Origin of the sequence: Pseudorhizobium marinum (genome assembly GCF_000705355.1) — a bacterium.
Classification (GTDB): domain Bacteria; phylum Pseudomonadota; class Alphaproteobacteria; order Rhizobiales; family Rhizobiaceae; genus Neorhizobium; species Neorhizobium pelagicum.
Genome location: NZ_JMQK01000009.1, coordinates 46,715 through 68,363, shown reverse-complemented (window position 1 = coordinate 68,363; position 21,649 = coordinate 46,715). Strand labels below are relative to the sequence as shown.

Here is a 21,649-nt window from a genome sequence, read left to right as displayed (position 1 = left end):
GCTCTACCGCCTTCGCCGTAGCCAGACACAAAAAAGCCCGGCGCGATGGCCGGGCTTTTTCTCAATGGATTGGAAATCCTAGTTGTTTGGAGCCGGCTGCTGGCCAGTGGTAGTGCCGGGCTGCGTGATCGGCGGGGCCTGATCGGCAGTGGGCTCGGCCTCCTGAACGGCAGGCGCAGGAGCTTCCCCGCTCGGGCCGGGAGCCTGCGCGGCCGGCTGTATGTCGCTGGCGGCAGGAGCGGCGCCTTCGGCAGCGGGTGCAGCACCCTCGGCGGCCGGTGCCTCGGCGGCAGGAGCAGCGCCCTCAGCGGCAGGTGCGGCTTCTGCTGCGGGTGCGGCTTCTGCAGCGACCGGTTCCGGCAGGGGAGCCGGGCTATCCGCCAGCGAACGGAGGTAAGCGACCACGTTGGCGCGCTCATCATCCTTCTTCAGGCCGGCGAAGCCCATGGCCGTGCCGGGAATGTGCTGCTTCGGAGCTTCCAGGAAGTAGCTCAGGTGGTCATAGTCCCAGACCACAGAGCCGCCTTCGGAGAAGTCCTGCATGGCGGCGGAGTAGCTGAAGCCTTCATGCGAGGCGATTGGACGATTGACGATACCCCACAGGTTCGGACCGACCTTGTTTGCGCCGCCCTGCTCGGCCGTGTGACAGCTTGCGCATTTGCGAAACGAGGACTCGCCGGCTGCCGCATCGGCGCTGGCCAGGAGCGTGGCGATCGGAACTGCAGCCACTTCTTCAGCGGCGCCAGCTTCGCCTCCGGTTTCCGCAGCAACAATGGCAAAGCCTTCCTGTTCGGGCGCTTCCGAGTGCCAGATGCCGTCAGAAGCTATCGAAACCGTCATCATTACGAAAACGGTGGCAAGAAATGCTCCTACCGCCATGTTCACGTATGAGTTCATTTGCAAACGCTCCCTCGCAACCGCCAGGTACAGGCGGGCCATCTTGAAATCGCGCGGAACCTATGTCTTTTGCATTGCCGTTGCAACACGATTATAGGCTGGCGCATGAGACTTTTTGACACTGTTCGACGCGCTTTTGAAGGCTCTTCATGACCGAACTTGCCCCTGAACGAACCCTGGTGCTGATTCCGGCGCGCATGGCTTCCACAAGACTTCCCGGCAAGCCTCTTGCCGATATCGCCGGGCTGCCGATGATCGTCCAGGTCGCCAGGCGGGCACAGGAGGCCAGGGTCGGTCGAATCATCGTCGCCGTGGACCATCAGGAGACCTTCGACGTCGTGGCGGCGGCAGGCTTCGAGGTGGTGATGACGCGGCAGGATCACCAGTCCGGCTCGGACCGCATCTTCGAGGCGGTGCAGAAGGCCGACCCGGAGGGTCGGATCGACGTCGTCATCAACGTCCAGGGCGACCTGCCGACGATCGATCCCGAGTCCGTGCGTGCGGCTCTGCGCCCACTCGACGATCCCAAAGTGGATATCGCCACGCTTGCGGTCGAAATCAGTGACGAGCATGAGAAGACCAATCCGAATGTCGTGAAGGTGGTCGGCTCGCCGGTTTCCGCCACCCGATTGCGCGCGCTCTATTTCACCCGGGCGACTGCACCCCATGGTCCCGGCCCCCTCTACCATCACATCGGGCTCTATGCCTACCGCCGCACGGCGCTGGAGCGGTTCGTCTCGCTTGGCCCCTCGCCGCTCGAAAAGCGGGAATCGCTGGAGCAGTTGCGGGCGCTCGAGGCCGGCATGCGCATCGATGTCGAGATCGTTGACTCGGTTCCGCTCGGTGTCGATACTCCGGCCGATCTTGAAAAGGCCCGCGCGATCCTCGCCAGCCGATCCTCCTGAGGCGCTCCCCATGATCCAGACCACCAACAAGATCGCCTTCCAGGGCGACTTCGGCGCCAATTCCGACATGGCCTGCCGGGACATGTTTCCCACCATGGAACCGCTGCCCTGCCCCACCTTCGAGGATGCCTTCACGGCGCTCGAAAACGGCGAGGCGGATCTGGCGATGATCCCGATCGAAAACACGATTGCCGGGCGCGTGGCCGACATCCACTACCTGCTGCCGGATTCGCGGCTGCACATCATCGGCGAGTATTTCATGCCGATCCGCTTCCAGCTGATGGTGCTGCCGGGCGTGACGCGCGACGACGTTCGCACCGTCCACAGCCACATCCATGCGCTGGGCCAATGCCGCAAGATCATCCGCTCGAACGGCTGGAAGGCGGTGGTGGCGGGCGACACCGCCGGTGCGGCCAAGCTGGTTGCCGAAACCGGTGACCGCTCGATGGCAGCCCTTGCGCCGCGCCTTGCGGCCGACCTCTACGGCCTGGAGATCCTGGCGGAGAATGTCGAGGATAGCGAAAACAACGTGACGCGGTTCGTCGTACTGTCTCGAAACGAGAACTGGGCCGCGCGGGAGGACGACCAGGAGGTGATCGTCACCACCTTCGTCTTCAACGTCCGCAACATTCCGGCTGCGCTCTACAAGGCCATGGGCGGGTTTGCCACCAACGGCGTCAACATGACCAAGCTCGAGAGCTACCAGCTCGGCGGCAAGTTCGTGGCGACGCAGTTCTATGCGGACATCGAAGGCCACCCGGACGACGCGGCGGTGCGCCGGGCGCTCGAGGAGCTGCGCTTCTTCTCCGAGAAGGTCCGCATCCTCGGCGTCTACAAGGGCCACCCCATGCGCGGTGCGCTGCAGAAACCCTGAATGATGACCCGACTGGCCTAGCGCGGCCAGTCGATCCAGTCGCGGATCAGGCGGTGCGCAATGGCGCCGGCCGGCGGAGCGAAGGTGCTGCCGTCACCCGGCTGGGCGTCCAGGATACGCGCAACCTCCTCGCGGGAGAACCAGCGGCAGTCGGCGATTTCCTGCTCGTCGATCTTGATCTCGGTCGACGCGGCCTCGGCAAAACAGCCGATCATCAGCGAATGCGGCATCGGCCAGGGCTGCGAGGCGTGATAGCGGACGCGCCCGGTGCGGATGCCGGCCTCCTCGAAGGTTTCCCGACGCACCGCATGCTCGATCGTCTCGCCCGGTTCGACGAAGCCCGCCAGACAGGAATACATGCCCTCCTGGAAATGATGGCTGCGCCCGAGAAGGCATCGGTCCCGCTCCTCGTCGACCGTCAGCATGATGACGACCGGATCGGTGCGGGGGAAGGTCATGTTCTGGCAGACGGTGCAGACGCGACGATAGCCGCCGATCCGGCCTTCCGTTTTCCCGCCGCACTTGCCGCAGAACCGGTTGCCGGCGTTCCAGTTGATGAGAGCCGCGCCCTGCGCCGCCTCACCAAGGAGCTCCTCGTCCAGCAGGCCGTCGCGAAAGAGCGCGCGCGCCTCGGTCGGCTTGAAGTGCGTCGCGAGCTCTTCGGCGGGAATGCCGACCGGCACCGCGATGCGGGGCTCGCCGTTCTCCCGATAGCCGAGAAGGACGGCATTTTCGAAATCCGGCTGCAGTTCCGGCAGTTCGTATGCGGCAAACAGGGGATCGAGGATCAGTCCGTCGTGCTTCAGGATCAGCCGGCTGCCGGTGAAGGCCAGGATATGCGTGCCCTCCACCTTCAGGGCCGCCTCGAGGCAGCCCTCGTCGCGATATTCCGACTGCCTGTCGAGCGTATTGCCCGCAAAGGCCGTGAGGCGGCTTGGTTCCGGGTGGGGGGTGTCGGTGTCAAAAAGGGATGCAGTCATGTCAGAGGGCTTCAACCAGTTTCTTGAGGAGGTCCTGCTTCTTGGCGTCGTCCGGATAGGGCTCGGCGCTGCCGTAGCCCCAGATGGGACCCGGCCAGTTCGGATCGCCTTCCTGTCGCGCAATGATATGCACATGCAGCTGCCCGACAATATTGCCAAGCGCGCCGACGTTGATCTTGCGGGCACCGGTTACTTTCTTCAAAGCGGCAGCCACGGAATTGGTCTCGAAGGTCAGCAGCGCCTGATCGAGCGGCGTCAGCTCGTAGATCTCGCTGATGCCTTTCCGCTGCGGCACCAGCATCAGCCACGGCCAGCGGCTGTCCTTCAACAGGCGCAACTGGCAGAGCCCCAGGACCGTCACCCGCTCCGAATCCCGCTCAAGCCTCTCGTCCAGCGCAAAATCCCTCAACGTCCATTCTCCTCTCTGTGAAGCCTAGCAGTTTTTTACAGGCTTCGCTTGCATTTGCGAGCGTAATTGCCGATATGTGCGGCGGGAGGTTGGTGGTGGACGAGCCACTCGCCAACCGGGTCAGGTCCGGAAGGAAGCAGCCCTAACGAGCCCGGCACGGGTCACCGTGCCAGCCTCCCACCTTCTACCATCTTGGTCAGCTTCCGGTCCGGTCAAGAGGCTGGAACGGCCCGCGCAGGCTGGCAGGACTCATGAACGATACCGGCCCCACCTCGACGGCATTTCCACCCCCAGGCAGCGGCTATCGCGTGCTGGCGCGGAAGTACCGCCCCAAGGACTTCTCCGACCTGATGGTCGGCCAGGAGCCGATGGTGCGCACGCTCACCAACGCCTTCGAGACCGGCCGTATCGCGCAGGCCTACATGCTGACCGGCGTTCGCGGTGTCGGCAAGACAACCACCGCCCGCATTCTTGCCCGCGCCCTCAATTACAAGACCGACGATATCGACCGGCCGACGATCGACCTGCGAATCCCCGGCGAACACTGCCAGGCGATCATGGACGGTCGCCATGTCGACGTCATCGAGATGGACGCCGCCTCGCATACCGGCATCGACGACATCCGCGAGATCATCGAGCAGGTGCGCTACCGTCCGGTTTCGGCGCGCTACAAGGTCTATATCATCGACGAAGTGCACATGCTGTCGACGCAGGCCTTCAATGGCCTCTTGAAGACGCTGGAAGAGCCGCCGGAGCACGTGAAGTTCATCTTCGCGACCACCGAGATCCGCAAGGTGCCGATCACCGTGCTGTCGCGCTGCCAGCGATTCGACCTGCGCCGGATCAGTGCCGCCGACCTCGTCCACCTGTTTTCCACCATCGCCGAGATGGAGGGCATTTCCGCCGAGCCCGAGGCACTGTCGATGATTGCCCGTGCGGCGGAAGGGTCAGCGCGCGACGGCCTGTCGCTGCTCGATCAGGCAATCGCCCACGGCGGCGGCCGTGTAGAGGCGGAGACCGTGCGCGGCATGCTCGGGCTTGCCGACCGGGCACGCATCGTCGACCTCTTCGAACATATCGTCCGGGGCGATGTCGCTGCGGCGCTCTCCGAGTTCGCGATCCAGTACCAGGCGGGCGCCAATCCCGTGGTGGTGCTGAGCGATCTGGCCGACTTCACGCACCTCGTGACCCGCTTCAAATATATCCCGGAAGCCGCGCAGGACCCCTCGCTGAGCGAGGTCGAGCGCGTGCGCGGCGAGGAATTCGCCAATGCGGTGGCGGTCAGCACGCTGTCGCGCATCTGGCAGATGCTGCTGAAGAGCATACCCGAAGCCGAAAATTCGTCTCGCCCCGCCGGCGCCACCGAAATGGTGCTGATCCGGTTGAGCCATGCCGCCCATCTTCCGCCACCGGAGGATGCGGCCCGGCGGCTGAGCGACTTCAGCAGTGGCGAGGCCCGCGGATCGACGGCACCATCCTCCGGCAACGGCGGCACCCGGGCGCAGCTTGCCGCACCGCCTTCGCTGACGGCACAGCCCATGGCCATGCCTTCGGCGCAACGCGGCGGCAACGGCGGGCCGACGGCCATGCTGAAGGCTGTTCCGACCCCGGAAGCGCATGCCATGCCCGTCGGACGCGCCGAGGCCCAGCCCGCCGACAAGCCGGCGCCGAAGGTGCCCGTCAACTCCATCCAGGACATCGTCGACCTCTGCGCGAAGAACCGCGACGCAAAGCTGAAGGCATTGGTGCGCAACTTCGTGCGGCTGGTGAAGATCGATCCCGGCCGCCTCGATATCCGGATGACGGACGGCGGCCCCGGCACATTGCCGGGCGAACTCGGCGTCAAGCTCAAGGAATGGACCGGCATCCACTGGATCGTCAGCCTCAGCAAGGAAGCGGGCGAACCGACGCTTGTCGAGGCCGATAACTCTGCTCGCGAGGCAAGGCTCACCGATGCCCGGGCCGATCCGGACGTCGCCGCCATCCTGGCGCAGTTCCCGGGCGCACGCATCACCGACGTGCGCATCCGGGTGACCGAAGACGAGATCGACGAGGGTGACGTGGTTGCACCGGCTGCGGCCGAATCCGCCGAGGGGGACATCCTGCCCGGCGACGACATCGAACTATAAGAGAAGGAATACCGATGCGCGACATCATGGGCATGATGGGCAAGGTCAAGGAAATGCAGGCCAAGATGGAGAAGGTGCAGGCAGACATCGCCGCACTCGAAGTCGAAGGCAAATCCGGCGGCGGCCTCGTTGCCGTACGCCTGAACGGCAAGGGCGAAATGCTCGGCCTCAAGATCGATCCGTCGCTCTTCAAGGAAGACGACGTCGAGATCCTGGAGGACCTCGTGGTCGCGGCCCATCAGGATGCCAAGGGCAAGGCGGAAACGGCCGCCGCCGAGATGACCAAGGATCTGACAGCCGGCCTGCCGATCCCGCCCGGCATGAAGCTGCCGTTCTAAGATCGCGTCAGGCGGCTTCCACCAGGGCTCGCAGCCGGCTGGCGATCGGTGCCGCCATGAAACGGGCGCGCACGTCGGCCGGCATTTTCCGGCCGAACGTCGACAGGATCTCCGGCATGAGCACCCGCTCACCGTCATAGGGCTCGCAGCGGACGGCTTCGCCCGCCGCGAGCATACCGCCCTGCAGGACGCGGCAGTAGATGCCGGGGCGGCCTGCCGCGGCATAGCGCTTGACGAACATCGGATCGCCAATCTTTGCGGCGAAGGTGGCGCAGGGGATCCGGGCGGAACTGGCTTCCAGCACGACACCGTCAAAGTGGAAGCGGTCTCCTACCGAGACCTCGCGGTTGTCCAGCCCTTCGACAATGAGGTTCTCACCGAATGCGCCGGGCGGCAGGTCCCGCCCGAGCTCGGCAGCCCACCAATCGAGCGTCAGTGAGCCCTCCAGCAGGATGGCCTGATCCGGTCCGCCGTGATGCTTGCGGTTGCAGACCGCATCGCCCACCAGCCCCTCCGCATCCACCACGATCGGCACATTGAGAGCCGTCTTGTTGATCCCGGTCTTGTAGCTCTTGCCGGCGAGCACCTCCGGGCGCCCGAGACAAATGGCGGTGAGTTTCATCAATGTGGCCCTTCCGGCGATTCCGTTCCGGCAAGATATCAGCTAAAAGCCCCGCATGGCAAAACGCGTGACCGGTCCCGAAATCGAAAAACTCATCCAGCTGCTGGCGAAAGTGCCGGGCCTCGGGCCCCGCTCCGCCCGCCGCGCCGCCCTTCACCTGATCAAGAAGAAGGAGCAGTTGCTCGGCCCGCTGGGACTGGCGATGGGCGAGGCCTACGAGAAGGTCAAGGTCTGCTCCCGCTGCGGCAACGTCGATACAGTCGACCCCTGCACCGTCTGCACCGATACCCGGCGGGACCAGTCGATGATCATCGTCGTCGAGGACGTTTCCGACCTCTGGGCACTGGAACGGGCCGGAGCGATGAACGCTGCCTACCACGTTCTGGGCGGCACGCTTTCGCCGCTCGACGGCATCGGCCCCGACGACCTGAACATCCGGGGATTGATCGATCGCGTGCAGGAAGGCGGCATCCGAGAGATCATCATCGCCGTGAACGCCACCGTCGAGGGGCAGACCACAGCCCACTATATAACCGACCAGCTCGCCGGGCTGGAGATCAAGATCACGCGGCTTGCCCACGGCGTTCCGGTCGGTGGCGAACTCGACTATCTCGACGAGGGAACACTGACGGCTGCGCTGCGCGCCCGAACCGTGATCTGAGGAGAAACCATGAGCAAGCTCACCTGGGCGCTCGCCGCCCTGCTCGCCCTTCTGCCGCCGGCAGCCACGGCCGCTTCCAGGGCGGAGGTGGAAGTCCAGTTCCAGCGATGGATCGCCGGCGATATAGCGGCCGAGGCGAAACGGAACGGTATTTCCGACACCACGCTGAAGGCCGCATTCAACAGCGTGTCGCTCGACTGGGATCTGCCGGATCTCGTGCCGCCGGGCAGCACACCGCCCCGGCAGCAGGACCAGAGCCAGGCGGAATTCTCCTCACCCGGGGCCTATTTCGCCGAGAACCGGCTGCAGGGACTGGCGGCCACCGGCCGCAGCCTCTCGGCCCAGCATGCGGCGACGCTTAAGAGCATCGAGGCGACCTACGGCGTGCCGGGCGAGATCGTCGTGGCGATCTGGGGCCGCGAGTCCGGTTTCGGCCGGGCGAAGCTTCCGCATCAAGCCATCGAGGTGCTGGCCACGAAGGCCTTCATGTCGACGCGCAAGGAGATGTTCCGCACGGAGCTGATCGCGGCATTGCACATGATCGAGGGCGGCGACATCTCCGCCGCGCAGATGATGGGGTCCTGGGCGGGCGCTTTGGGCCAGCCGCAATTCCTGCCCTCCAGCTACCTGAAATACGCCGTGGATTTCGATGGCGATGGCCGCCGCGACATCTGGAACTCGGTGCCCGATTCGCTGGCCTCCATCGCCAACTACCTGGCGCAGGAAGGCTGGCTGCGCGGGCGCGACTGGGGCTTCGAAGTTGACATCCCCGCCGGCGTCTCCTGCGCGCAGGAAGGGCCGGATCTGGCCAAGCCGATCTCCGCCTGGGCCTCCTCGGGCATAGGGCGCGTCTCAGGACGCCCCTTCCCTGACCAGGAGCTGCGTGCCGACGGCATGATGCTGGTGCCGGCCGGGCGCCACGGCCCGGAGTTCATCGTCACGCCGAACTTCTACGTCATCAAGCAGTACAACAACTCCGACCTCTACGCGCTCTTCATCGGCAATCTCGCCGACCGGATCGCCTACGGCAGCGGCGCCTTTCAGGCGACGTGGGGCAATGTCGGCAAGATGCTGCGGTCGGACGTTCTCGCCATGCAGAAGGCGCTCGTTGCCCAGGGCTATGACGTCGGCACCGTCGACGGGCTGGCGGGCTACAAGACGCGGCGGTCGCTCGGCGACTGGCAGGCAAAGAGCGGCCTGCAGCCGACCTGCTTTCCCGATGCCTCCCTGAAGGCCCGGCTGAAATAGGTGCCTCAGTGCGGATCGATATGCGGCTGATGGAAGACGTCGTCGCGGGTTGCCGGAATAGCCTGCCTCTCGATCATCCGGTGGACGCGCACCTTGTCGCCGCGGTGTAGTGCCAGGATACGGTCCGTCGTTTCCGCATCGGCCTGGGTGCGGCGCTGGTTGTGGCGGACATATTCCACCCAGGTCGGCACGTGGTAGGTCTCCGTCCAGATCTCGGGGATCTGCAGGTCGCGCATCAGCGCCCAATTACGGGCGCCGTCGCGGAGACGGATGCGCCGCCGTTCGGCCATCAGCGACAGGAATTCCGGCAGATCCTCGTCGTGGATCTCGTAGTCGATCTGGATCACGATCGGGCCGCTGCGGGGCTGGATCTCCAGCCCGAGCGCCGGCTCGACGAAGCGGTTCAGCGGGTCGAGGTTCAGCGACTGGAAATCCGGCATCGGCAGGCGCAGGCCGACGGCCGCGCCGCCGAGCATCAGGAGGCTGGACGCGATCAGGGCCGAGGCGGGGCTGATCGCTTCGGCCCAGGAGCCCCAGAGCCAGCTGCCGGCGGCAATGCCGCCAAAAGCCGCGGTCTGGTAAAGCGACAGGGCCCGCCCGACCACCCAGCGCGGTGCCGACAGCTGCACCACGGTGTTGAGAAGCGACAGCGTCACCACCCAGCAGACGCCGGCCAGAATCAGCGCGAGGAAGGTGACCACATTGCTCGTGCTGATCCCGATCACGGCGGCGCTCAGCGCAAAGCCGGCGAAACTGGTCCGGACAATCTCTTCGCTCTTGAGCCACTCCCGGATGCGGGCGTTCAGGAACGCGCCCACGATGCCGCCGACGCCGAAGGCGCCGAACATGATGCCGTAGGTCAGCGGACCGCCCTGAAGGATGTCGCGGGCGACGATCGGCAGGAGCGCGAGGACCGAACCTGCGGATACGCCGAAGAGGAAGGCGCGCAGGATGACCTTCCCGAGGTTCGGCGACATCGAGACATAGCGCAGACCGGCGAAGACCGCTCCGGCCAGTCGTTCGCGCGGCAGAGGGTTCTTCGGGAAGTTCGGCTGCCAGCGCAGGAGCACGTAGATCAGCGAGAAATAGCTGAGCGCGTTGATGGCGAAAGCGGCCGCCGCGCCGGCCGCCGCCACGATGACGCCGCCCAAGGCCGGGCCGACGCTGCGGGTGATGTTGAAGCCGGCACTGTTGAGGGAGACGGCCGCCGGAAGGTCGATCCGCGGGACGATATCGCCGACCGAGGCCTGCCAGGAGGGGTTGTGGAGCGCCGTCCCGGTGCCGATCACGAAGGTGAAGCTGAGGAGCAGCCAGGGCGTCAGCCAGCCGGACCAGGCAAAGAAGGCCAGGAGGATCGAGGCCGCCAGCATCAGGAACTGGGCTGTCAGCATCACTCGACGGCGATCGAAGCTGTCGGCCAGCGCTCCGGAGACGACGGAAAACAGCATGATCGGAAGCGCCGTGGAGGCCTGTACCAGCGCCACCAGATTTTCCGAACTCGTCAGCGCCGTCATCATCCAGGCCGCCCCGACAGCCTGGATCAGCCCGCCGAGATTGGAGGCAAGGCTCGCCAACCACATGTTGCGATAGTTGTGGTGGCGCAGGGGCGCAAAAGGCGATGAGGGGGCAATCACGCGTATTCCAACTCGGCTGCGTCAGTTCGCTCAGGAGTATAGAGCGGCTCTGCCCGGAAGCCAGCCCGAAGGAGGCTTCGTTACCAAACACTTGCAAACGCCGGGCACAGGGCGTATATGGCAATCATATTCTTGATCGTTTGATGAAGGGTGGGGCCTGACCGGGACCCGCTCTTTTTTGTTAGGCGATCGACAAACCACAGGCTCTCCGGAGCCGGAATGTCGGAACCACTTCATGTCGCAGACCGAAAAAGAACCGCGCATCATCGTCGAGACCGGCGTCGAGCTCCGGATTGCCGAGATCATCGATCCGGTGATTGCCGACATGGGCTATCGCCTGGTCCGCGTTCGGCTGCTGAACCAGAACGGCCTGACGCTGCAGGTCATGGCGGAGCGCGACGACTCGACCATGACCGTCGAGGACTGCGAAAAGGTGTCGATGGCGATTTCGCCTGTTCTCGACGTCGAAGATCCGGTAGATAAGGCCTACCATCTCGAGGTATCATCGCCCGGGATCGACCGGCCGATGGTGCGCAAGTCCGATTTCACCCGCTGGCATGGCCATATCGTGAAATGCGAGACTTCGATCATGGTCGACAATCGCAAGCGGTTCCGCGGCAAGATTGCCGAGACGAACGACGAAGGCTTTACGATCGAGCGCGACCAGGTGGCCTACGGCGAAGCGCCGAGCGTCACCATCCCCTTCACGGCGCTTTCGGAGGCCAAGCTGATCCTGACGGACGACCTGATCCGGGACGCACTGCGGGCCGACAAGCTCGCCAAGGCCCAGGCCGCCAATCAGAACGGCGAAGACGACGAATAGCAATGGATTGATCGGCCCGCAGAGGCCGGAAACCTTTCGACTGACGGAGACGAACGACAATGGCAGTGAGTGCAAACCGGCTTGAGCTTCTGCAGATTGCGGATGCAGTGGCACGCGAAAAGGTCATCGACCGCGAGATCGTGCTGGCTGCAATGGCCGACGCCATCCAGAAGGCGGCGCGCTCCCGCTACGGTTCGGAAACGAACATCCGCGCGGACATCAACTCCAAGACCGGCGAGATCCGCCTGCAGCGCCTGCTCGAAGTCGTCGAGCAGGTCGAAGACTACGGCACCCAGATCGCTCTGGAGCTGGCCCGCGATCGCAACGTCGACGCCAAGCTCGGCGATTTCATTGCCGATCCGCTGCCACCCATGGATTTCGGCCGCATCGCAGCCCAGTCCGCCAAGCAGGTGATCGTACAGAAGGTGCGTGAAGCCGAGCGCGACCGCCAGTTCGACGAGTTCAAGGACCGCGTCGGCGAGATCATCAACGGCACCGTCAAGCGCGTCGAATACGGCAACGTCATCGTCGACCTCGGCCGCGGCGAAGGCATCATCCGTCGCGACGAGATGATCCCGCGCGAGACCATGCGCTACGGCGACCGCGTGCGTGCCTATGTCTACGACGTGCGCCGCGAACAGCGCGGCCCGCAGATCTTCCTGTCGCGCACCCATCCGCAGTTCATGGTGAAGCTGTTCACCATGGAAGTGCCGGAAATCTACGACGGCATCATCGAGATCCGCTCGGTTGCCCGCGACCCCGGTTCGCGCGCCAAGATCGCCGTCATCTCCAACGACTCGTCGATCGACCCGGTCGGCGCCTGCGTCGGTATGCGCGGCTCCCGCGTCCAGGCCGTCGTCGGCGAACTGCAGGGCGAGAAGATCGACATCATTCCGTGGTCGAACGACCCGGCCTCGTTCATCGTCAACGCCCTGCAGCCGGCAGAAGTCGCCAAGGTCGTTCTGGACGAGGATGCCGAGCGCATCGAGGTCGTCGTTCCGGACGAACAGCTGTCGCTGGCGATCGGTCGCCGCGGCCAGAACGTGCGCCTTGCCTCGCAGCTCACCGGCTGGGATATCGACATCCTGACGGAAGCGGAAGAATCCGAGCGCCGCCAGAAGGAATTCAACGAACGCACCAACCTGTTCATGGATGCGCTGGACGTCGACGAGATGGTCGGCCAGGTGCTGGCCTCGGAAGGCTTCGCGGCCGTCGAGGAACTGGCCTATGTCGAACTCGACGAGATCGCCTCGATCGAGGGCTTCGACGAGGATACGGCGCAGGAAATCCAGACCCGCGCCCGCGAGTTCCTGGAGAAGATCGAAGCCGAGATGGATGCCAAGCGCAGGGAACTGGGCGTCATGGATGAATTGCGCCAGATCGACGGCCTGACCGCTCCGATGCTGGTCGCGCTCGGCGAAGACGGCATCAAGTCGGTGGAAGACTTCGCAGGCTGCGCTGCAGACGACCTGGTCGGCTGGAGCGAGCGCAAGGATGGCGAGACGAAGAAGTTCGAGGGTCTGTTCTCCAAGTTCGACGTATCGCGCACCGAGGCGGAAACCATGATCGTCCAGGCGCGTTTGATGGCCGGCTGGATCACCGAAGAGGACCTGGCTGCCGAGCAACCTGAAGAGGTCGAGGAGGCGGAAGCCGTCGTCGAGGAATGATGCCCGAAGGTCAAACGCAGGAGCCGGACGATGATGGGGACTTCCCCGTGAACGACCGTACCTGCATCGTCACACGCGAAGCGGAGGCGCCGGAGGGCCTGATCCGCTTCGTGGCCGGCCCTGACGGGCAGGTGGTGCCGGACCTGAAGCGGCAGCTTCCCGGACGGGGATGCTGGGTCAAGATCGACCGGACGCTCGTCGACCGTGCGGTTCAGCGCAAGATCTTTGCGCGCGCGCTGAAGCAGGATGTGAAGGCGGACCCGGATCTCGGGGCCCTCGTCGACCGGCTGATTGCGGCCGACCTCGTCGGCATGATGAACATGGCGCGCAAGGCCGGCCAGTTCGTCAGCGGCGCGACAAAGGTGGATGCCGCAGTTCGCTCGGGTGCCGCGCTTGCCGTCTTCCATGCGGCGGATGCGGCGGCCGACGGTGTCCGCAAGATCGACCAGGCGAGAAAGGCCTGGAAGTTCGGCACCGACGCCGAAGAAGACATACCGTCCTTTTCGTTCTTCACGAGCGCGGAAATGGACGACCTGATGGGCCAGAATGCGTTTATCCATGCCTGCGCGCTTGCAGGGCAGGCGGGTGACGGTGTAGTGAAGCGCGCAACCATGCTCGATAAGTACCGCGGTGTCGGTCAGTCTGGAGCAGTTGGCGGCGCCCGCCGGCCAAACCTATGACGCGGCCACCGGCACCAGCCGGCCGCCGTACCGAGAGACATGAATTGATAGACGAGGTCTGATGTCGCCATCCGTCCTCGTTCGAAGGAACAGGAACGGAATGACCGACAACAAAGACGACAAGACGCTTGGGGTTAAGAAGACCCTCACCCTGAAACCGTCAGGAGTGAGCCAGGGGACCGTGCGCCAGGATATGGGCCGTGGCCGCACCAAGGCGGTCGTGGTCGAAACCCGCAAGCGCCGTCCGATCCGCCCGGAAGACGACAAGCCTGCGTTCACTGCACCAGCACCAGCGCCGGCCGCACCCGTCGCAGCACCGGCAGCCGCTCAGACACCCGCGCCGGTTGCTGCTGCGCCTCAGGCCGCCCCAGAACCGGTAGCTCAGGCCCCACGACCGCCGCAGCCGGCCCAGGCACCGGTCGCGCGTGCCCCACAGCCTGCGCCGCAAGGCCAGCGCCCGGCACCGCAGGGCCAGCGTCCTGCGCCCCAAGGCCAGCGTCCATCCTCTTATGGTCAGCAGCGTCCAGGCAACCAGAGCCAGCGTCCCGCGCCATCGGCACCGCAGCCGCGCCAGCCGGAGCGCCCACGTGGCGCCGTCCTGCACGATCTCTCGGCCAGCGAAATGGATGCGCGTCGTCGCGCCCTCGTGGAGGCGCAGGCTCGTGAAGTGATCGAAGCCAAGCAGCGCCTCGAAGACGAAGCGCGCCGCAAGGTCGAAGAAGAACGCCGCAAGGTCGAGGAAGCCGCCGAGGCCGCCCGCCGCGCTGCAGAACCTGCACCGGTCGAAGCGCCTGTGGAAGCAGCGCCCGCCGCGACTGCCGCTCCGGCAGCAGAGCGTGCCGGCACCGCGCGTCCGGCCGTCACCCGCACCCAGCCTGGCGCTGCAGCGCAGCCGGTCCTCGGTCGTGGCCGCAAGGGCGGCGAAGAAGACGACGATCGCGGCCCGCCGCGTGGTGCACCGGCTCGTGGCCGCGTTGCCACACCGGCGCCCGCCAAGGTTCCGGCCCGCCCGAAGACGGAAGACGAGCGCCGCCGCGGCAAGCTGACGGTCACCACGGTCAGCGTCGACGAGGAAGGCGGCCCGGCTCGCGGCCGCTCGCTCTCGGCGATGCGCCGCCGGCAGGAGAAGTTCCGCCGCAGCCAGATGCAGGAACCGCGTGAAAAGGTCATGCGCGAAGTCATCCTGCCGGAGACCATCACCATTCAGGAACTGTCGCAGCGCATGTCCGAACGCGCCGTCGAAGTTATCAAGTTCCTGATGAAGGAAGGCCAGATGATGAAGCCGGGCGACGTGATCGACGCCGATCTGGCCGAGCTCATTGCCGTCGAATTCGGCCATACGGTCAAGCGCGTCTCGGAGTCCGACGTCGAGGAAGGCATCTTCAACGTTTCCGACGAAGCCGGCGAACAGATCTCGCGCCCACCGGTCGTGACCATCATGGGTCACGTCGACCACGGCAAGACCTCGCTGCTCGACGCCATCCGCCATGCGAACGTGGTTTCCGGCGAAGCCGGTGGCATCACGCAGCACATCGGTGCCTATCAGGTCGAGCATAACGGCCAGAAGATCACCTTCATCGACACCCCCGGCCACGCCGCCTTCACGGCCATGCGTGCCCGTGGTGCGCAGGCTACCGACATCGCCATCCTGGTGGTGGCGGCAGACGACAGCGTGATGCCGCAGACGATCGAGTCCATCAACCACGCCAAGGCGGCCGGTGTGCCGATCATCGTGGCGATCAACAAGATCGACAAGCCGACGGCCAACCCAGACAAGGTTCGCCAACAGCTTCTGCAGCACGAAGTCTTCGTGGAATCCATGGGTGGTGAAGTCCTCGACGTCGAGGTCTCCGCCAAGAACCGCACCAACCTCGACAAGCTGCTGGAAGCGATCCTGCTGCAGTCCGAAATCCTCGACCTAAAGGCCAATCCGAACCGGACGGCCGAAGGCATGGTGATCGAAGCCCAGCTCGACCGCGGTCGCGGTCCCGTGGCCACCGTCCTAGTCCAGAAGGGCACGCTGAAGCCCGGCCAGATCCTGGTCGCCGGCGACCAGTGGGGCCGCGTACGCGCGCTCGTCGACGACAAGGGCGAGCAGGTCAAGGAAGCAGGCCCTGCGACTCCGGTCGAGGTTCTCGGTCTTTCGGGCACACCCGCTGCCGGCGATCGCTTTGCGGTCGTCGAGAGCGAGAGCCGTGCCCGCGAAATCTCCGAGTATCGCCAGCGCCTCACCCGCGACAAGGCGGCGGCCCGCCAGTCCGGTTCGCGCGGTTCGCTCGAACAGATGATGAGCCAGCTGCAGACCTCCGGCCTGAAGGAGTTCCCGCTCCTCATCAAGGGCGACGTGCAGGGCTCGATCGAAGCGATTATCGGCGCGCTCGACAAGCTCGGCACGGACGAAGTCCGCGCCCGCATCGTACATTCGGGTGCCGGCGGCATCACGGAATCGGATATCTCGCTCGCAGAGGCATCCAACGCCGCGATCATCGGCTTCAATGTCCGCGCCAACGCACAGGCTCGCACCTTTGCCGAACGCTCGGGCATCGAGATCCGCTACTACAACATCATCTACGACCTGGTGGACGACGTGAAGGCGGCCATGTCCGGCCTGCTGTCGCCGGAGCGCCGCGAGACCTTCCTCGGCAATGCCGAGATCCTCGAGGTGTTCAACATCACCAAGACCGGCAAGGTCGCGGGTTGCCGCGTCATCGAAGGCAAGGTCGAGCGTGGAGCCGGTGTCCGCCTGGTGCGCGACAACGTCGTCATCCACGAAGGCAAGCTCAAGACGCTCAAGCGCTTCAAGGACGAAGTCTCCGAAGTGCCCATGGGCCAGGAGTGCGGCATGGCCTTCGAGAACTACGAAGACATTCGCGCCGGCGACACCATCGAGTGCTTCCGCGTCGAGCACATCACCCGGACGCTGTAAGCGCTCGGAGCAAGCATCAGGAGCCGCTGGAGAGAGATTTCCGGCGGCTTTTTCTTGTCACACACATCCTGGGAGGAGCGAACCGTGACCGTTTCATTCGATCTTGGCGGCAAGACCGCCATCGTGACCGGTGCCAATACCGGACTGGGACAGGCCATTGCGGTCGCCCTCGCCGGTGCCGGCGCCGATGTGGCCCTTGTCGGCCGCTCCTCCATGGCCGAGACGGAAGAGGCGATCGCATCCGCCGGCGGTGGCCGGACACTCACCATCAAGGCCGACCTCTCCACCATCGCGCCGGTCCAGGACGTCATCGACCAGACGCTGGCGTGGTCCGGGCGTGCCGATATCCTCGTCAACAATGCCGGCATCATCCGCCGCGCCGACGCCGTCGACTTTTCCGAAGCCGACTGGGATGCGGTCATGGACGTCAACCTCAAGACGGTCTTCTTCCTCTCGCAGGCCTTCGCCCGCCATCTCCTCGCCGAGAAACGATCGGGCAAGATCATCAACATCGCCTCGCTCCTGTCCTTCCAGGGCGGCATCCGCATTCCGTCCTACACCGCATCGAAGAGCGGCCTGGCGGGGCTAACGCGCCTGCTCGCCTGCGAATGGGCCGGCAAGGGCATCAACGTCAACGCCATTGCGCCCGGCTACTTCGAGACCAACAACACGGAAGCCCTGCGCAACGACGACGATCGCAACGCTGCGATCCTGGCGCGGATACCGGCCGGTCACTGGGGCCGCCCGGAGGAGATCGGCGGCGCCGCCGTCTTCCTCGCCTCCCCCGCGTCCGACTATGTCCACGGCATAGTCATGCCGGTGGACGGGGGCTGGCTCGCCCGCTAGCCGGCAGGCGTTCCACCGGGATGACGCCGACGCGTGGCGGCGGTCGGCCGGTTGCGCCGGAGTGATCTTCAGGCTGCGGTTGATGATGCAAATCTGATGCCGCGGCTCAGGATTTAATTGTTGCCAACTGCAGTCATGTTTATTATCGAAGGCTCGTGATCGGGGCCGGGAGCAATCCGGCTGCGACCGTCGTCGGAGCTTTCCCCTTGATGGGTGGCAAAGCTCCCGCATCCGGAGAGCCGCAACCATGCCGACCGCCACCGCCCGCACCCTTCACCTACGTTGCCGCTCCCTCTCTCTCGCCGCCCCTCTCGCTGCGATGCTGTTCGGCATTCTGACCACGGCACCCGGGATGGCATTCGCGCAGCAGCCGGCCCCGACCGTCCCTGCGGCACAAGGCGAGACCGGTGGCGCGTCAACTCCGCCGGCATCGGCACAGCCGTCTGCACCAGCGCCGGCAGCAGAGCTTCCTGGCGCGACTGACCCTTCCGCCGGACCGAGCACATCGCAAGCCCCTGCCGAGCCTCTGGCGCCGACACTGACGCAGCCCGCGCCCGATCAGGCGCCCCTGGAAGAACCGGCGACGGATGAGCCGACGATGCTGGAGCAGCTGCTGCCGGCCGGCGAGCGGTCCGACATCCCGCATGACCTGTCGCCCTGGGGCATGTTCATGGCCGCCGACTGGGTGGTCAAGGGCGTGATGCTGGGCCTTGCCTTTGCATCCCTCATCACCTGGACGGTCTGGCTGGCGAAGACGCTCGAGCTTGCCGGCGCCCGCGCCCGTGTCGGCCGTACCCTGAAGGTCATCCGCAATTCCGCAACGCTTGCCGAGGCCGTCGGCGGTATCGCCCAGCGCGGCGGGCCGGCGGCGCTGATGCTGCGATCAGCCGCCGACGAGGTGCGCCTTTCGGAGGCCGCCCTCGATCACGCTGACAACGGCGGCGTCAAGGAGCGGGTCTCGTCCGCCCTCGGCCGCATCGAATCGGCTGCCGGCCGTCGCATGTCGCGCGGCACCGGCGTGCTGGCGACCATCGGCTCGACGGCACCCTTCGTCGGCCTGTTCGGGACCGTCTGGGGCATCATGAACTCCTTCATCGGCATCTCGGAATCGCAGACGACCAATCTCGCCGTCGTCGCCCCGGGCATCGCCGAAGCGCTGCTCGCCACCGCCATCGGCCTGGTGGCGGCCATTCCGGCGGTTGTCATCTACAACGTCTTTGCCCGCTCCATCACCGGCTATCGCCAGCTGCTGGCCGATGCCGCGGCCGGCGTCGAGCGGCTGGTCAGCCGCGATCTCGACTTCCGCAAAGTGCCCCCGGGCAGCCGCAAGGCGCCCGTTTCCCTCGTGGCAGGAGAATGATCCATGGCCGGCGGCATTCGCGAAAATAGCGGCGACGAGCTCTCCGAGAACCACGAGATCAACGTCACGCCCTTCATCGACGTGATGCTGGTGCTGCTGATCATCTTCATGGTCGCGGCACCGCTGGCGACGGTGGACGTGAACGTCGACCTTCCGGCCTCGACCGCCCAGCCGGCAGAGCGCCCCGACGAGCCTCTCTACCTCACCGTCACCGAAGACCTCGGTCTCAACCTCGGCAACGACACGATCGACCGGGCAGAGCTGGCGACCGCTCTGGAGCGGGCCACCGAGGGCAACAAGGACACGAGGATCTTCCTGCGTGCCGACAAGGCCATCGAATACGGGCAGTTCATGGAGGTCATGAACCTGCTGCGCGATGCCGGGTATCTCAAGATCGCGCTGGTGGGGCTCGAAGGCGTGCCTGCGGCTGCGGCCCCGGCCGCCGGCGCAGCCACAACCGATCCTGCCGCCGGGAGCACTCCATGACCTTCACCACGCCCCGATCCAGCCGCTCCGGGCGCTTTGCCGAACTGGCGCTGTGGTCCACGGCGGGTCTTGTCGTGCTGACGGCGCATATCGCCGCTGCCGCGGTGCTGTTGAAGCAGGAGCCGTCCCTGCCGGCCGACCAGGGACCTCCGGCCGCCATCATGATCGAAATGGCTGCCGAACCTGTGGCACAGAATACCGAAGAAGATCAGGTGTCGACGGAAGAGGTGGACTCCGAGGAAATTGCAAGCCGGCAGGTCGAGCCGGTGGAAGAGCCACTTCCGGAGCCGCTGCCCGAGCCCGTCGAGCCGCCGCCACCGGAGGAGGTTGCGGAGCTGGAGCCCGTTGAACCCGAGCCCGAGCCGGTCGAGCCGGAGCCGATCGAACAGCCTGAGCCGGAGATCACCGAAACCATTCCGGAGCCGGCGCCCGAACCCGTGGAAGAGGTCGATCCGATCGAGCAGCAGATGATCGCGGCGCTCGACAACGTCGAGGTGCCACTGCCGATCACGCGCCCTCCTCCGCCGCCGGAGCCGAAGAAGGAGCCGCCGAAGCGGGCGAAACCGCAGCCGCAGGCCGCCAAGGCCTCGCAGAAAGCGAAGCTGCAGACCCGGCAGGCGGATCGAACCGCGGCGACGCAGACATCGCAGGGAACCTCAACGCCTTCGGTTTCGCCGGCCCGGTGGAAATCCAGAGTGCAGGCCAAGATTGCCCGCAACGCCCGTCGCTGCCCCGGTAACGACACCGGCCTGGCGGCCGTCCGCTTCAGCTTCGATGGCAACGGCAATATCACCAATGTGTCGCTGTCTCGGTCCTCGGGCAATTCGGCGATCGACAACTATATCGTCTCTGCCGTGAAGCGGGCGTCACCGATCCCGGCGCCGCCTGCCGGGGCACCCAGGTATCTGGATCAAGGCCTGAAATGTGAATGATCCGGACGACCATGCAGGTGTGTCTCGGCAGATCGCCCTTTTAGTCTCATCGTCACGGCGCCACCCATGCATGTCCTGTGATGGGCCGGCTCAGCGCTGAACAGAAATAGCGCGGCCCGAAGCGGGCTTGCGATCCGTATTCAACGTCATCTCACGCATCCAGGGTCAGAAGAGGCCCACGGCTGTCAACAGCTTCAACATGACGGGAAAGAAGCCTCCAGAACGGAAAAAGCCCGACGCGGGAGGAGGTGCGTCGGGCTTTAAACTTGATCGGCAATTGGGAGGAGGAGGAGATTGCCGATCTCATCTCACGACGCTGGGAGGAGGAGTGCGTCGCTTCGATGAGACAGATATAGGCCCCACCGATCCGATTGCCAAGACGACCTGTTGCAATGCAGCAATGCGTGGAACGCAAAGCTTCATCTATGTCATCCTGCATTTGCCGCTTTCATCGCCGTGCTTGCCGCGGAGCGGGCTCTGTGTCATGCCGTCACCGACAAACAAAGAGGCAGATGATGAGCAGCATTCGCTACCACGAAGGTGATATTTCCACCGCAGACGCCGCCCGCTACACCGGGGCGATCGCCATCGACACCGAGACGCTGGGGCTTGTCCCGCGCCGTGACCGGCTCTGCGTCGTGCAGCTCTCCCCGGGCGACGGCACTGCCGACGTGATCCGTATTGCCGCCGGTCAGAAGGAGGCGCCCAACCTCGTGGCCCTGCTGGCAGACACATCGCGCAGCAAGATCTTCCACTACGGCCGGTTCGATATCGCCGTTCTCTTCCATACCTTCGGCGTCACCACCACGCCGGTCTTCTGCACGAAGATTGCCTCGCGTCTGGCGCGCACCTATACCGACCGGCACGGTCTCAAGGACAACCTCAAGGAAATGCTCGACATCGACGTTTCCAAGGCGCAGCAGCAATCGGACTGGGCGGCTGCGGTCCTGTCCCCGGCACAGCTGGAGTATGCCGCCTCGGACGTGCTTCACCTGCATGCGCTTTGCGAGCGCCTGACCGAGCGCCTGAAGCGGGACGGCCGCATGGAAATGGCCACCGCCTGCTTCGAATTCCTGCCGACCCGGGCCAAGCTCGACCTTCTCGGCTGGGAAGAGACCGACATCTTCGCCCACAGCTGACGCCAGGTCCAGGGCGGCGGTATCCTGCCATCCCGGGTTAACTTCCGATTAAGCGGCTCACCCTAGGCTTCGACGCGAACGCCTGGGGTGGAC

20 protein-coding genes and 1 other RNA gene are annotated in these 21,649 nt (G+C 65.2%); 16 read left to right on the top strand and 5 right to left on the bottom strand.

Features of this window, described 5'->3' with window-relative positions; genetic code table 11:
• Window positions 1-78 precede the first annotated feature (78 nt).
• The gene (locus EO99_RS25690; protein ID WP_081852045.1) at window positions 79-897 is read right to left on the bottom strand and encodes a c-type cytochrome; all 819 of its coding nucleotides are present in this window, start codon (window positions 895-897) and stop codon (window positions 79-81) included.
• Window positions 898-1,046: 149 nt separating this feature from the next.
• On the opposite strand from EO99_RS25690, the gene EO99_RS0112670 reads away from it, so the two are divergent.
• Window positions 1,047-1,802, top strand: a complete 756-nt coding sequence (locus EO99_RS0112670; RefSeq protein ID WP_029619012.1) for a 3-deoxy-manno-octulosonate cytidylyltransferase — start codon at window positions 1,047-1,049, stop codon at window positions 1,800-1,802.
• Between the two features lie 10 nt (window positions 1,803-1,812).
• Entirely contained in the window at window positions 1,813-2,676 is an 864-nt protein-coding gene (locus tag EO99_RS0112665; protein WP_029619011.1) for a prephenate dehydratase, read from the top strand.
• A gap of 17 nt (window positions 2,677-2,693) precedes the next feature.
• Here the strand turns inward: EO99_RS0112665 and nudC are convergent, their stop codons facing one another.
• Both nudC and EO99_RS0112655 read right to left on the bottom strand, forming a co-directional pair.
• Window positions 2,694-3,656, bottom strand: a complete 963-nt coding sequence (gene nudC / locus EO99_RS0112660; RefSeq protein WP_029619010.1) for an NAD(+) diphosphatase — start codon at window positions 3,654-3,656, stop codon at window positions 2,694-2,696.
• A 1-nt stretch (window position 3,657) separates the two neighbouring features.
• Window positions 3,658-4,065, bottom strand: a complete 408-nt coding sequence (locus EO99_RS0112655; RefSeq protein WP_029619009.1) for an HIT family protein — start codon at window positions 4,063-4,065, stop codon at window positions 3,658-3,660.
• An 84-nt stretch (window positions 4,066-4,149) separates the two neighbouring features.
• On the opposite strand from EO99_RS0112655, the gene ffs reads away from it, so the two are divergent.
• The 3 genes from ffs to EO99_RS0112645 all read left to right on the top strand — a co-directional run bounded on the left by ffs (window position 4,150) and on the right by EO99_RS0112645 (window position 6,532).
• Window positions 4,150-4,246, top strand: an RNA gene (gene ffs, locus EO99_RS26640) — signal recognition particle sRNA small type.
• A gap of 70 nt (window positions 4,247-4,316) precedes the next feature.
• Window positions 4,317-6,194: a DNA polymerase III subunit gamma/tau gene (locus EO99_RS0112650; protein ID WP_029619008.1), complete on the top strand. Its 1,878-nt coding sequence runs from the start codon at window positions 4,317-4,319 to the stop codon at window positions 6,192-6,194.
• A 14-nt stretch (window positions 6,195-6,208) separates the two neighbouring features.
• Window positions 6,209-6,532, top strand: a complete 324-nt coding sequence (locus tag EO99_RS0112645) for a YbaB/EbfC family nucleoid-associated protein (protein ID WP_029619007.1) — start codon at window positions 6,209-6,211, stop codon at window positions 6,530-6,532.
• Between the two features lie 7 nt (window positions 6,533-6,539).
• Here EO99_RS0112645 and EO99_RS0112640 read toward each other — a convergent pair whose 3' ends face one another.
• Complete coding sequence (locus EO99_RS0112640) at window positions 6,540-7,154, bottom strand: MOSC domain-containing protein (protein WP_029619006.1); 615 nt, start codon at window positions 7,152-7,154, stop codon at window positions 6,540-6,542.
• A 55-nt stretch (window positions 7,155-7,209) separates the two neighbouring features.
• Here EO99_RS0112640 and recR point away from each other — a divergent pair, with 55 nt between their 5' ends.
• On the top strand, window positions 7,210-7,815 hold the full coding sequence (gene recR, locus EO99_RS0112635) for a recombination mediator RecR (RefSeq protein ID WP_029619005.1): 606 nt from the start codon (window positions 7,210-7,212) through the stop codon (window positions 7,813-7,815).
• Between the two features lie 9 nt (window positions 7,816-7,824).
• Complete coding sequence (locus tag EO99_RS0112630) at window positions 7,825-9,063, top strand: lytic murein transglycosylase (RefSeq protein WP_037111779.1); 1,239 nt, start codon at window positions 7,825-7,827, stop codon at window positions 9,061-9,063.
• A 5-nt stretch (window positions 9,064-9,068) separates the two neighbouring features.
• Here EO99_RS0112630 and EO99_RS0112625 read toward each other — a convergent pair whose 3' ends face one another.
• Entirely contained in the window at window positions 9,069-10,697 is a 1,629-nt protein-coding gene (locus tag EO99_RS0112625; RefSeq protein ID WP_029619003.1) for an MFS transporter, read from the bottom strand.
• A gap of 235 nt (window positions 10,698-10,932) precedes the next feature.
• On the opposite strand from EO99_RS0112625, the gene rimP reads away from it, so the two are divergent.
• From rimP to EO99_RS0112575, 9 genes are all read left to right on the top strand, one after another.
• Complete coding sequence (gene rimP / locus EO99_RS0112620; protein WP_029619002.1) at window positions 10,933-11,520, top strand: ribosome maturation factor RimP; 588 nt, start codon at window positions 10,933-10,935, stop codon at window positions 11,518-11,520.
• A gap of 59 nt (window positions 11,521-11,579) precedes the next feature.
• Window positions 11,580-13,187 (top strand): transcription termination factor NusA, encoded by a 1,608-nt coding sequence (gene nusA / locus EO99_RS0112615; protein WP_029619001.1) that lies wholly within the window; start codon window positions 11,580-11,582, stop codon window positions 13,185-13,187.
• Window positions 13,184-13,867, top strand: a complete 684-nt coding sequence (locus EO99_RS0112610) for an RNA-binding protein (RefSeq protein ID WP_029619000.1) — start codon at window positions 13,184-13,186, stop codon at window positions 13,865-13,867. Before nusA ends, EO99_RS0112610 begins: the two co-directional genes overlap by 4 nt.
• A 100-nt stretch (window positions 13,868-13,967) precedes the next feature.
• Window positions 13,968-16,793, top strand: coding sequence for a translation initiation factor IF-2 (gene infB / locus EO99_RS0112605; RefSeq protein ID WP_029618999.1), 2,826 nt, complete (start codon window positions 13,968-13,970; stop codon window positions 16,791-16,793).
• 84 nt (window positions 16,794-16,877) lie between these two features.
• On the top strand, window positions 16,878-17,639 hold the full coding sequence (gene kduD / locus EO99_RS0112600) for a 2-dehydro-3-deoxy-D-gluconate 5-dehydrogenase KduD (protein ID WP_029618998.1): 762 nt from the start codon (window positions 16,878-16,880) through the stop codon (window positions 17,637-17,639).
• 247 nt (window positions 17,640-17,886) lie between these two features.
• On the top strand, window positions 17,887-18,999 hold the full coding sequence (gene exbB, locus EO99_RS0112595; RefSeq protein WP_081852044.1) for a tonB-system energizer ExbB: 1,113 nt from the start codon (window positions 17,887-17,889) through the stop codon (window positions 18,997-18,999).
• Between the two features lie 3 nt (window positions 19,000-19,002).
• A complete protein-coding gene (gene exbD, locus EO99_RS0112590; protein ID WP_029618996.1) occupies window positions 19,003-19,485 on the top strand; it encodes a TonB system transport protein ExbD in 483 nt (160 codons plus the stop codon).
• Window positions 19,482-20,417, top strand: coding sequence for a TonB family protein (locus EO99_RS0112585; RefSeq protein ID WP_029618995.1), 936 nt, complete (start codon window positions 19,482-19,484; stop codon window positions 20,415-20,417). The genes exbD and EO99_RS0112585 overlap by 4 nt, the downstream gene beginning before the upstream one ends.
• A gap of 512 nt (window positions 20,418-20,929) precedes the next feature.
• On the top strand, window positions 20,930-21,556 hold the full coding sequence (locus EO99_RS0112575) for a ribonuclease D (RefSeq protein WP_029618994.1): 627 nt from the start codon (window positions 20,930-20,932) through the stop codon (window positions 21,554-21,556).
• The last annotated feature ends 93 nt before the right edge of the window (window positions 21,557-21,649 follow it).